Annotated in this window: 12 protein-coding genes and 1 pseudogene; 6 read left to right on the top strand and 7 right to left on the bottom strand. The window is 71.7% G+C overall.

What is annotated here, in order from left to right:
- Positions 1-280, bottom strand: a 280-nt coding sequence (locus tag ACWDYJ_RS34915; protein WP_451569624.1) for a hypothetical protein, incomplete at its 3' end; no start/stop codon positions are given.
- Positions 281-328: 48 nt separating this feature from the next.
- On the bottom strand, positions 329-667 hold the full coding sequence (locus ACWDYJ_RS34910) for a DoxX family protein (protein ID WP_451569623.1): 339 nt from the start codon (positions 665-667) through the stop codon (positions 329-331).
- Positions 668-867: 200 nt separating this feature from the next.
- On the opposite strand from ACWDYJ_RS34910, the gene ACWDYJ_RS34905 reads away from it, so the two are divergent.
- The gene (locus tag ACWDYJ_RS34905) at positions 868-1266 is read left to right on the top strand and encodes a VOC family protein (protein ID WP_451569622.1); all 399 of its coding nucleotides are present in this window, start codon (positions 868-870) and stop codon (positions 1264-1266) included.
- Here ACWDYJ_RS34905 and ACWDYJ_RS34900 read toward each other — a convergent pair.
- Entirely contained in the window at positions 1230-1607 is a 378-nt protein-coding gene (locus tag ACWDYJ_RS34900) for a winged helix-turn-helix transcriptional regulator (RefSeq protein WP_451569621.1), read from the bottom strand. The two genes, ACWDYJ_RS34905 and ACWDYJ_RS34900, sit on opposite strands and share 37 nt — an antisense overlap.
- A gap of 58 nt (positions 1608-1665) precedes the next feature.
- On the opposite strand from ACWDYJ_RS34900, the gene ACWDYJ_RS34895 reads away from it, so the two are divergent.
- Complete coding sequence (locus ACWDYJ_RS34895) at positions 1666-2301, top strand: NAD(P)-dependent oxidoreductase (RefSeq protein ID WP_451569620.1); 636 nt, start codon at positions 1666-1668, stop codon at positions 2299-2301.
- Positions 2298-2729, top strand: a complete 432-nt coding sequence (locus ACWDYJ_RS34890) for a nitroreductase family deazaflavin-dependent oxidoreductase (protein ID WP_451569619.1) — start codon at positions 2298-2300, stop codon at positions 2727-2729. Before ACWDYJ_RS34895 ends, ACWDYJ_RS34890 begins: the two co-directional genes overlap by 4 nt.
- Positions 2730-2731: 2 nt before the next feature.
- On the opposite strand, the gene ACWDYJ_RS34885 is transcribed toward ACWDYJ_RS34890, so the two are convergent.
- Positions 2732-3025, bottom strand: a complete 294-nt coding sequence (locus tag ACWDYJ_RS34885) for a hypothetical protein (RefSeq protein WP_451569618.1) — start codon at positions 3023-3025, stop codon at positions 2732-2734.
- Positions 3026-3078: 53 nt separating this feature from the next.
- On the opposite strand from ACWDYJ_RS34885, the gene ACWDYJ_RS34880 reads away from it, so the two are divergent.
- Positions 3079-3300 carry a type II toxin-antitoxin system RelE/ParE family toxin gene (locus ACWDYJ_RS34880; protein WP_451569617.1) on the top strand — a complete coding sequence of 74 codons (222 nt, stop codon included), beginning with the start codon at positions 3079-3081 and terminating at the stop codon, positions 3298-3300.
- A 107-nt stretch (positions 3301-3407) separates the two neighbouring features.
- A pseudogene (locus ACWDYJ_RS34875) lies at positions 3408-3569 on the top strand (helix-turn-helix domain-containing protein); the annotation flags it as partial.
- Positions 3570-3686: 117 nt separating this feature from the next.
- On the opposite strand, the gene ACWDYJ_RS34870 reads toward ACWDYJ_RS34875, so the two are convergent.
- On the bottom strand, positions 3687-5252 hold the full coding sequence (locus ACWDYJ_RS34870) for an APC family permease (RefSeq protein WP_451569616.1): 1566 nt from the start codon (positions 5250-5252) through the stop codon (positions 3687-3689).
- Positions 5253-5586: 334 nt separating this feature from the next.
- On the opposite strand from ACWDYJ_RS34870, the gene ACWDYJ_RS34865 reads away from it, so the two are divergent.
- Positions 5587-6219, top strand: coding sequence for a hypothetical protein (locus ACWDYJ_RS34865; protein WP_451569615.1), 633 nt, complete (start codon positions 5587-5589; stop codon positions 6217-6219).
- Between the two features lie 103 nt (positions 6220-6322).
- Here ACWDYJ_RS34865 and ACWDYJ_RS34860 read toward each other — a convergent pair whose 3' ends face one another.
- Positions 6323-7813, bottom strand: a complete 1491-nt coding sequence (locus tag ACWDYJ_RS34860) for an aldehyde dehydrogenase family protein (RefSeq protein ID WP_451569614.1) — start codon at positions 7811-7813, stop codon at positions 6323-6325.
- Complete coding sequence (locus tag ACWDYJ_RS34855; protein ID WP_451569613.1) at positions 7810-9549, bottom strand: N-acyl-D-amino-acid deacylase family protein; 1740 nt, start codon at positions 9547-9549, stop codon at positions 7810-7812. The genes ACWDYJ_RS34860 and ACWDYJ_RS34855 overlap by 4 nt, the downstream gene beginning before the upstream one ends.
- Between the last annotated feature and the right edge of the window lie 514 nt (positions 9550-10063).

Genomic DNA, 10063 nt, shown 5'->3' with positions numbered 1-10063 from the left:
CGTCAGGCAGGGCCTGACGGGCGCCGAGGAAGTATTCAGCGTCGCGCTGGAACCGGACGTCCGGGACGGCGGCCCGCACCGGGGCCCATATGCCGGGCGCCACGCGGTACTCGCCCGCCACCATCCAGGGATCGTCGCCCAGCACGAAGAGGTGTCTGATCGTCAGGAACTGCTCCCGCGAGAGCGCGACGGACTCGACCATCTCCTCGTCCGCGTCGGCGAAGCCGGTCAGATCCCAGACGAGGTTGTACCCGTCGGCGAATGGATAGTCGCTGCTCACCCGCCTCAAGCTAGGCCGCCCCCACCGCCCCCGCACCTGCTTTTCCCCTCAGGCCAGGATCATCGCGGCGACGACCGGGGCCGCGTAGACCAGCGGGAACGGGACGTGCGCGTACGAGCGGGCGCGGATCACGGTGATCACCGCGCCGGTGTAGTAGAGCACCAGGCCGATCGCGGCGGCGAGGCCGATCACCGGCACGAACAGGCCGGCCACCAGGCCCACCGCCCCGGCCGCCTTGGCCAGGCCGAGCCAGATCCACCACGACTGCGGCACGCCGTACTCGGCCAGCGGCTCCACGACCCACTTGGCGCGGAAGAAGACCGACGCGGCGGAGAAGCCCGTCATGAACGCGGCGACGAGCGAGACGACGAGGAAGGAGGTGGACATGGGTGGTGCTCCTATCGGGCAGGTGCCGCCGGGCTGCTCTCCGGCGAGGCGTGGTGAGTCCGTCATTCAAATGACCCGCCGCGTCGCGGGAATGTGACAGGTCGGCCGCGTGAATTTCGCGCGTGCGGCTGCCCGGGGTCACCTGACACATCCGGTGCCGCCGCCGACGGCGCCCGCGCGGGGAGTCGTAGCCTCCGCGCATGATCGATTCCCAGACTCATGTCCGCGTCGCGCGACCGTCCCTCGATCTGGAGGCCGCCGAGCGGTTCTACGTCGACGGGCTCGGGCTGGACATTCTGTGGCGGACCTCAGGGCAGGTTCCCGGGGAGCACGACCTCGTCATGGTCGGCCCGGAGGGCGGCGGGTGGCATTTAGAGCTGACCCACGACCCCGAGGCGCCCGTCGCCCCGTCCCCGACCGTCGACGACCTGTTCGTGGTCTACCTCGGCCAGGCCCCCGACGAGGCCTTGGTGGCGCGGCTGATCGACTGCGGCGGGACCCGGGTGGCCTCGCACAACCCGTACTGGGACGCGTACGGGGTCACGGTCGTCGATCCCGACGGCTACCGGCTGGTGCTCTGCTCCCGTACCTGGGGCTGAACCGCGAGCCCCGCCTCCTGGGCGTCGATGAGCTCGTCCCAGTGTTCGCGCGTCCACGCGCAGGCCGCGTCCAGCGGGCCGAGCAGGCCGCGGCCGAGCGGGGTGAGGGCGTACCCGCCGTCCTCCCGTACGACGAAGCCGTCCCGTTCCAGCCCGCGCAGCGACTGCGTCAGGGACTTGGAGGTGATCCCGCGCAGGGGGACCTTGAGTTCCGAGAAGCGGCGCGGGCCGCCCTCCAGGCAGCGCAGGACCAGCGTGGCCCACTTGTCGCCGACCCGGAACGGCACCAGCGGCGAGGGGCAGACGGGGTCGAACATCTCCGGATCCAGTGGCTCGCTCATGATCCACACGGTAGGGCGGTATCCGATCGGTAACCAGGCCCCCTCCTACGCTCGCCGCATGACGAACCACAGCGAGAAGAAGCTCATCGTGTTCGGGGCCCGCGGCCGAGTCGGCCGGGCCGTCGTGGTCGAGGCGCGGGCGCGGGGGTACGAGGTCACGGAGGCGGGCCGGGCCGACGGAGAGGTGACCTCGGCGGCGGACGTGGCGCGGCTGGCGGCCGGGCACGACGCGGCGGTGGTCGCGGTGTACGACCCGCAGGTGGCGCCCGGAGTGTTCTTCCCGGCCGTGTCCCGCGCCCTGGCGGCCGGCCTGCCGGAGGCGGGGGTGCGGCGGCTGGTGACGGTCGGGCTGGCGTCCGTGCTGGCCACGGAGTCGGGGGCCGCGCTGATGGACACGCCGGGGTATCCGCAGGAGTGGCGGGAGTTCTACGTCGGCCACGCGGCCGGTACCGACGCACTGCGGGCGGCGGCCGCTCCGGCGGGGCTGGACTGGGCGGTGCTGAGCCCGTCCGGGGACTTCGCCGACGGTGGCGCCGCCGCGGCGGCGGGTGGGTACGCCCTGCCCCTGCCTGCGGACGCGGCGAGCCGGATCACCCACGCCGACTTCGCCCGGGCCGTGGTGGACGAGGTCACCGCCCCGACCGTGCACGCCATTCATGCGGGGGTAGGGGTCGCGGGGGTGGCGGGGGCATGAGCGCCGGGACGGAGGCTGTGGCCGACAGCCCGAACCCCTGGGTCGCCGACCACATGCGCCGCTTCGAGCAGACCGCCGGCCGGCCGAGACCCGGCATCACGGACCTGCTGCTGACCACGCGGGGCCGGAAGTCGGGACAGCTCCGCCGCACGGCGCTGGCCTACGTACGGGACGGCGACGCGTACGTACTGACGGCGTCCAACGCGGGCGCCGACCGCCACCCGGCCTGGTACCTGAACCTGACCGCCGACCCGGCCGTCACCCTCCAGGTCGGCGCCGAGACCTTCCCGGCGACCGCCCGCCGCGCCACCCCGGCCGAGACGGACCGCCTGTGGCCGCTGGTGGTGGCCGCGATGCCCTCGTACGAGTCCTACCGCCAGGCGACGACCCGCGACATCCCCCTGATCCTGGTCACCCGCACCGGCTGAGGTCAGCCGACCTTCGGGGTCTTGGGCAGGCCGGCGTCCAGGGCCGAGCCCGCCCCCGCCAGTGAGGAGTCCGTGGCCTTGGTGGCCGACCCGGCCACCGCAGCCGTCACGGCGACGGCCGTCTTGGTGTCCTCCACCGCCTGACCCGGGTGGTCGACGATGTCACCGACGCGCTCGGTGATCGGAGTCGCCTGGACGGCGGGCTCTTCGGCGTGCGCGACGGCGGGGGTGAGGGCGAGGGCGGCGCCGCCGCCGGAGAGGACGAGGGCGGCAAGGGTGCGCTTGATGGCGTTCATGCCCCGCCCAACGACCCCTCCGCGCCCGGGTCACCGCCTCCCCCCACTTTGGAGTGAGGCCTCGCCCATCCCCACCCAACCGAGTATGCCGACCGGGGTCCGCGGGCGGCAGCGAAGTACGGCTGTTGTTCGTCTTCGACCCGCTGCGGCGCACGGTGTTCCTCGTCGGCGGGGACAAGGCCGGCGACTGGCAGGGCTGGTACCGCTCCGCGATCCCCGAGGCCGAGAAGGCGTACGAGGATTACCTGACGCAACCGGAGGAGGACACACCATGAGCCAGACGCCAGAGCGCCCCGCCCAGGCCGCCCGCTGGGACGACCTCGTCGAGGAATTCGGCTTCTCTCCCACCGAGCAGGCCGAGATCGACCGCGGCGCGGCGTAAATGATCGCGGTCACCCGCGCGCACCGCCTGGCGGAGGTGCGCAAACGGCAGCACACCACGCAGGTGGCCGAGGCGATGGGGGTCACCCAAGCGGGCGTCTCGCGCATCGAGAACGGCGAGCTGGAGCGCAGCGAGGTGGAGACCCTCGCCGCCTACGTGCGCGCCCTCGGTGGCGGTGTGGATCACCCGAACGCACCGCGGCCCCGGATCGAGGGGGATCGATCCGGGGCCGCGGGTGAAGCACAGACACAGCAGTCATTCGGTCAGACGGTCAGACGGTCAGTCCTCGACCACCAGCGCCGGGGTGGACTTCGTCAGGACCTCGCCGCGGAAGAAGGCCGGGCTGCGGCGTTCGGTGATCAGCATGATGACCGCGCCCAGGAGCAGCAGGCCGACTCCGATGATGAAGACGCTGCCGACGCCGAAGAGGGAGGAGCCGGAGCCGTAGGCCGGGTCCCACATGTCGAACAGCGTCTGGAAGAAGACGGCGGCGAGCATCAGGCCGCCGACGCCCGGGAAGATGCCCTTGACGAACAGGTCGCGCACTGAGCCGCGCAGTTCGCTGCGGAAGAACCAGACGCAGGCGAAGGCCGTGATCGAGTAGTAGAAGCAGATCATCAGGCCGAGGGCGTAGATGGTGTCGATCAGCACGTTCTCGCTGACCAGGGTCATCACCGCGTAGAAGACGCCGGTGGCGATGCCCGCCGCGACGGTGGCGCGACCCGGGGTCTTGAAGCGGGGGTGGACCTTGGCGAAGGAGGACGGCAGGGCTTCGTACGTGCTCATCGACAGGACCGTGCGCGCCACCGGGATGAAGGTGGTCTGCAGGCTCGCGGCGGCGGAGGCCACGACGGCGAGGAAGAGCAGGATTCCGAGGCCGGAGCCCATGATCGGCTCGGCGAGGGTGGCGAAGACGTTGTCCGCGGTCTCCTCGTTGCCGAGGCCGTTGCCCTCGGTACCGACACCGGCGTACATCTGCGAGGCGATGGCGACGACCATGTAGGACGCGACGATGACGACCATGGCGAGCATCGCGGCGCGACCGGGGGTCTTGGCGCTGCCGACGCTCTCCTCGTTGACCGACAGGCAGGCGTCCCAGCCCCAGTAGATGAAGATCGACAGGGAGAGGCCGGCCGTGAAGGCGGCGAGCGACTCGACGGCGAACGGGTTCATCCAGGACCAGGAGAAGTCGAGCGAGCCCGCGACCTCGTCGGCCTTGGTGATGGCCATGTAGGCGAAGATCGCCAGCACCGCGAGCTGAAGGCCCACCAGCACGTACTGGACCCACTTGGTGGCGGTGATGCCGCGGTAGCTGATGGCGGTGGCGATCGCGATGAAGGCCAGGGTGGTGAGGATGTGGACGGCCTTGTTGCCGTCGAGGGCGGCCAGATCCTCGCTGCCGCTCACTTCACCCAGGAGGAGGTAGAAGTAGTTGGTGGCGACGCCGGCGAGGTTGGAGAGCACCACGACGGTGGCGACCAGCAGGCCCCAGCCGCACATCCAGCCGACGCGGGGGCCGAAGGCCTTGACCGACCAGGTGAAGGAAGTGCCGCAGTCGGGGACGGCTTTGTTCAGGGCGCGGTACGCGAAGGCGACCAGCAGCATGGGGATGAAGCCGGCCAGGAAGATCGCCGGCATCTGCACGCCGACCTCGCTGACCGTGGGGCCCAGGGTCGCCGTCAGGCAGTAGACCGGGGCGACGGTGGAGACGCCGATGACCGCGTTGCCGATGAGGCCGACGGAATTGCCGCCGAGCCCCTTGTTCCGCACGCCTTCGGCGGCTCCGCTTACCGTGTCTCCGGCCTGGGGCTCTTCGGCCGGGGGCCGAACATCTGTCTGTGTCATGGGTCAGGACGTTAGACGCTGCGCTTTCCACATCTGGAGGCCTTGGCTCCGGAACCAAGGCCCGTAGAACGCCTTGAATTTCGAGATCATCTCGACTTCACGAGCATGTAATACAAGGTTCATTCGTCGGGGCAGCCACAGTTAGGCAGGCCATGGACCTGCGGTTCCGTTATACGGAAACCGCAGCCATGTCCGTTTTGGGCGTTTCTAAAGTTTCCCTTACGACTTTCGGGTGACCCCTGGTAACCGGGCGTGAGGAGCGGTTTGCCGTGAACATGGCGGTCGCTCTAGAGTCGCCGCCGTTCAAGGTCATTTACAGGGGGACACCAAGCGCATGCGCATCAGACCACTGCTCAGCACCGTCGCGGCCGTCACGGCCCTGCTCGCCCTCACCGCCTGCGGAGGCGACGGGGATCCGGCGGCCGGCGACGCCTCCGGCATCGGCGCGATCGGCGGGATCGGGGACGGCGGCAGCGGCAGCGGCAGCCCCAAGAAGGGGACCGGCTTCAAGGGCCTGCCCAAGGCGGGCAACATGGCCGGCGCCGCCCGCATCGTCAACATGTACACGAAGTGCGACCAGGTCAGACCTCGGCTCGACAGCTACGGCGGTAAAAACGGGGACCCCCAAGCCGAGTACGGCGAGTCCTTCTCCGTCACCGAGCGCGGCTACTGCGACAGTCGGGGCCGGACCAGCATCTTCATGATCAAGGATGCCAAGGCCTTCCAGGCCGCCTACAAGGCCGAGGTCGACAAGAAGGGCGGGAGCGGAAACCGCGACGCCGGCCCCGTCATCGGCCAGGACTTCGCCACCGGGTCCTCGGACGCGGACGTCATGGTCGCCATGGTCGCCCCGCACACCGGTCTGATGGTCCTCAACTGCCACCCCGACTTCAGCCCTCCGAGCGGCTACCGGAAGGAACCGGCCCTGGTGAAGGGCTGCGTCCTCACCGACTACTTCAAGGACTGAGCGGGCGGCGGCGCGGACGGGGGAGGGCCCGGGGGGGATCCCCCCGGGCCCGCCCCCGACCCGGCCCGCCCCCAGCCAGGCCCTCCCCCGACCCGGCCCGTCCTCAGCCGGACCAGACGATCGACTGCGTCTCGCTGTACGCGTGCAGGGCGTACGAGCCCACGTCCCGGCCCACGCCGCTCTGCTTGAAGCCCCCGAACGGCGCCTCCATGTTCCGGCCGATCGTGTTCACCCCGACCCCGCCCGCCCGCAGCCGCCGCGCCACGCGGAAGGCGCGCGCCGCGTCCCCGGACCACACGTAGCTCAACAGGCCGTAGTCGCTGTCGTTGGCCAGGCGGATCGCCTCCTCCTCGTCCCCGTCGAAGGGGACGACCACGACGACCGGCCCGAAGATCTCCTCCCGGACCACGCGCATGTCGTTCGTACAGTCCACGAGGAGCGTGGGCGCCACGTAGAAACCGCGCCCCTCCCCCACCACCGGGCGCTCGCCGCCGTACGCGATCCGCGCCCCCTCCTTCCTGCCCAGCTCGACGTACGACTCCACGCGGTCCCGGTGCGCCGCCGAGATCACCGGGCCGACCACCGTGCCCCGCTCCCCCGGATCGCCCACCTTCATGAAGGCCAGATAGCCGGTCAGCTTCTCCACCAGCGGCCCGTAGACCGAGCGGTGCGCGATCACCCGGGTCGGCGCCGTGCAGATCTGGCCGGAATAGAAGGAGAACGTCGTCCCGATGCCCATCACGGCGGCGTCGAGATCGGCGTCCTCCAGGACGATCGCCGCGCCCTTGCCGCCCAGCTCCATCAGCTGCCGCTTCATCGTCCGGCCGCAGACCTCCGCGATGCGCCGACCGACACCCGTGGAGCCGGTGAACGACACCATGTCCACGTACGGGGAGTCCACGGCCGCCTCGCCGACCTCCACCGCGGTACCCGAGACCACGTTCACCACCCCGGCCGGGACCCCCGCCTCGTGCAGCGCCTCGGCCATCTTGAACACCGACAGCGGATCCTGCGGCGCGGGCTTGACCACCACCGTGTTGCCCATGGCCAGGGCCGGGGCGACCTTGCCCGCCGGATTCGCCCACGGGTTGTTGTACGAGGTGACGCAGGTGACGACCCCGACCGGCTGGCGCACCTCCAGCGCCCCCAGGACGCTCGCCCTCCCCATCGGGCCGGCCTCGGTGACCTGCGGCGGAAGGCCCCGCTCCACCGGCTCCAGGGCGCCCTTCGCGTACCGCCGGAAGCGGGACACCCCCACCCCGACCTGCATCCCGCGCGCGATCCCGGCCGGCGCGCCCGTCTCCGCCCGGGCCAGCGCCGCCCACGGCTCGAACTCCCGCTGGATGATGTCCGCGGCCCGCTCCAGGATCGCCGCCCGCTCCTGCGGCCTCGTACGGGACCACGCGCCGAAGGCCTCCGCCGCCGCGCGGGCCGCCTCCTCGACCTGCCCGCGCGAGGCCTCGGGCGCGAGCCCGGCCACCGACTCGTCCGCCGGGTTGACCACCTCGTAGTGGCCGCCGTCCGGCTCGACCCACTCGCCGCCGATGTAGAGCCTTTGCGGTACGGGCCGCCCCGGCGCGGAATCCGTCGTCATCGGGTGCTCACCGTCCTCGTGTCCCGGCCCGACCGGAGCACGGTCCCCGGAACCGCACCCGTCACCTCGTCGTCGCGGATGGTCTCCACGCCGTTGACCCGCACCGAGACGATGCCGATCGCCCGCGCGTCCAGCCGCGGGCTGTCCCCGGGCAGGTCGTGCACGAGCGTCGCCGGGCCGGCCTCGATCCGCTCCGGGTCGAAGAGCACCAAGTCCGCGTGCCAGCCCTCGGCGATCCGGCCGCGCTCGCGCAGCCCGAACAGCCGCGCCGGATCGTCCGTCAGCATCTTCACGGCCCGCTCCAGCGGGACGAGCTTGCGGCCGCGCAGGCAGTCGCCGAGGAACCGCGTCGTGTACGGGGCCCCGCACATCCGGTCCAGATGCGCGCCCGCGTCCGAGCCGCCCAGCATCACGTCCTCGTGCTGCCAGGTCTCCTGGCGCAGGGCCCAGCTCGCCGGATCGTTGTCGGTCGGCATCGGCCAGAGGATGGTGCGCAGGTCGTCGTTGGCGCAGATCTCGACCAGGCAGTGGAAGGGGTCCTGGCCGCGCTCGGCCGCGATGTCGTTCACGACCCGGCCCGAGAGGCCCTCGTTCTCCTTGCTGTACGTGTCACCGATGACATAGCGCCCGAAGTTGGCGAGGCGCCGGAAGACCCCCGCCTCCTTGCTGTCCGCGCGGCGCAGCATCTCCTCGCGGACCCCGGCGTCGCGCAGCCTCTCGATCCGCTCGGGCACCGGCAGGCCGAGGATCTCGCCCCAGCCGGGTATGAGGTTCAGCGCGCAGAAGGTCCCCAGGGACATGTTCATCGGGGTCAGGATCGGCATCGTCAGCGCCACGATCCGGCCGCCGGCCGCGCGGGCGCGGGCGCTCGGGATCAGCTGGCGCGGGACGCGTTCGGGGACGGAGGCGTCGATGGTGAGGACGTTCCAGTTCAGGGGGCGGCCGGCGGCGGCCGTCATCCCGACGAAGAGGTCGATCTCCTCGTCCGAGAACTGGTCGAGGCAGCCGGCCACGATCGCTTCGAGCTGCGTGCCCTCGTGTTCGGCGACGGCCCGGGAGAGCGCCAGCAGCTCCGCCGGTTCGGCGTGCCGGGAGGCCACGGGGGCGCCGGCGCCGTCGGAGTGGGTGGAGGACTGCGTGGTGGACAGCCCCCAGGCGCCGGCGCTCATCGCGTCGTGGAAGAGCGCGAGCATTTCGTCCATCTGCGCGGGGGTCGGCTGCCCGCCGACGGCCGCCTCCCCCATCACGTGGCGGCGCAGGGCGCAGTGGCCGACCATGAAACCGGCGTTGACGGCGATCCGGCCCTCCAGGGCGTCCAGGTACTCCCCGAAGGTGGACCAGGTCCAGTCGACGCCCTCCTCCAGGGCCTTGAGGGCCATGCCCTCGACCTTGGACATCATGCGGCGCGTGTAGTCGGCGTCCTGCGGGCGGGCCGGGTTGAGGGGGGCCAAGGTGAAACCGCAGTTGCCGCCGGCGACGGTGGTGACGCCGTGGTTCATGGACGGGGTCGCGTACGGGTCCCAGAACAGCTGGGCGTCGTAGTGCGTGTGCGGGTCGATGAACCCGGGCGTCAGCACGAGCCCCGTCGCGTCCTCACTCGTCCGGGCCTCCTCGACGACCGACCCGGGATCGCCGACGACAACGATCCGCCCGCCCCGGATCCCGACGTCGGCGACGTACGCGGCCGCGCCCGTACCGTCGACGACGGTCGCGCCGCGGATGAGGTGGTCGAGCATGACGATTCCCCTCCTGGTGGGTCGCCCTGACCCATCCGATGCCGATGCCCTGGCCGGGCGGTTGACGAATTCCGACCCGGCGGGCCGGTCCCTGGCCCGGCGGGCCGATCCTGGCCGGACAGGTCGGTGCCCACCCTGCGGGCCGGGGTACGTCTGCCCCGCCGGGCCAACCCGTGCCGGCCCGACCCCGAAGCCGACCCGGCAGGTCGGTACCGACCTTGCGGGCCGATCCTGGCCGGACGGGCCGGTGCCCACCCTGCGGGCCGGTCCTCGTCTGGCGGCCGAGGCGTGACCCGCCGGTCAATGCCGACCCTGCGGGCCGGGGTACGCCTGCCCCACCCGGCCGGTGCTCGCCCTGCGAGCCGGAACATGGCCCCACGGGCCCGTGCTGGTCCTGCGGGCCGACCTGCCGGCCCGACCCCGAAGCCGACCCGGCAGGTCGGCACCCACCCCCCCGGCCCCGCCAGGCCAGGCGCCCCAGGCCTTTACCCCCAGCTCAAATCCCGCCCCCCCG

This window comes from Streptomyces sp. NPDC003042 (assembly GCF_053591315.1).
This window is presented reverse-complemented; position numbering and strand designations above follow the sequence as displayed.

What these genes read in the sequence shown, in the direction of transcription:
- ACWDYJ_RS34910 (WP_451569623.1), bottom strand. Translation starts at nt 667, where the DNA reads ATGTCCACCTCCTTCCTCGTCGTCTCGCTCGTCGCCGCGTTCATGACG.
- ACWDYJ_RS34895 (WP_451569620.1), top strand. Translation starts at nt 1,666, where the DNA reads ATGACGAACCACAGCGAGAAGAAGCTCATCGTGTTCGGGGCCCGCGGC.
- ACWDYJ_RS34885 (WP_451569618.1), bottom strand. Translation starts at nt 3,025, where the DNA reads ATGAACGCCATCAAGCGCACCCTTGCCGCCCTCGTCCTCTCCGGCGGC.
- ACWDYJ_RS34870 (WP_451569616.1), bottom strand. Translation starts at nt 5,252, where the DNA reads ATGACACAGACAGATGTTCGGCCCCCGGCCGAAGAGCCCCAGGCCGGA.
- ACWDYJ_RS34865 (WP_451569615.1), top strand. Translation starts at nt 5,587, where the DNA reads ATGCGCATCAGACCACTGCTCAGCACCGTCGCGGCCGTCACGGCCCTG.
- ACWDYJ_RS34905 (WP_451569622.1), top strand. Translation starts at nt 868, where the DNA reads ATGATCGATTCCCAGACTCATGTCCGCGTCGCGCGACCGTCCCTCGAT.
- ACWDYJ_RS34855 (WP_451569613.1), bottom strand. Translation starts at nt 9,549, where the DNA reads ATGCTCGACCACCTCATCCGCGGCGCGACCGTCGTCGACGGTACGGGC.
- ACWDYJ_RS34900 (WP_451569621.1), bottom strand. Translation starts at nt 1,607, where the DNA reads ATGAGCGAGCCACTGGATCCGGAGATGTTCGACCCCGTCTGCCCCTCG.
- ACWDYJ_RS34860 (WP_451569614.1), bottom strand. Translation starts at nt 7,813, where the DNA reads ATGACGACGGATTCCGCGCCGGGGCGGCCCGTACCGCAAAGGCTCTAC.
- ACWDYJ_RS34890 (WP_451569619.1), top strand. Translation starts at nt 2,298, where the DNA reads ATGAGCGCCGGGACGGAGGCTGTGGCCGACAGCCCGAACCCCTGGGTC.